The organism is Pseudomonas ceruminis (assembly GCF_021602025.1).
Classification (GTDB): domain Bacteria; phylum Pseudomonadota; class Gammaproteobacteria; order Pseudomonadales; family Pseudomonadaceae; genus Aquipseudomonas; species Aquipseudomonas ceruminis.
Window position 1 is genome coordinate 1 of record NZ_BQHW01000112.1, and the last position, 228, is coordinate 228.

Genomic DNA, 228 nt, shown 5'->3' on the forward strand with positions numbered 1-228 from the left:
CCATGCGCCGGACTTCTGATAGCCCTCCATCTTCGTTCGCCCAGTACATCTGCGCACCGGACCGCGTTGTGTTGCGACGACGTAATCTGATGCGCAGGTAAGGGTTCTGCGCGCCAGAAACGGTGGGTGTGAAGTTGCACTGCAGGTTGGGGTTTTTGGTCACCGTGGCGAAGAGCGGCCCAGCAGTGATGGTGCCGCCCGTTGCGGTTGCCACCCAGCCTCTGGTGG

1 protein-coding gene is annotated in these 228 nt (G+C 61.8%); it reads right to left on the minus strand.

Translation table 11 applies throughout. From position 1 onward, the window contains the following. The coding region (locus L6D80_RS30045; protein ID WP_236183125.1) for a hypothetical protein at positions 1 to 214 on the minus strand (214 nt) is incomplete at its 3' end. Positions 215 to 228 lie beyond the last annotated feature (14 nt).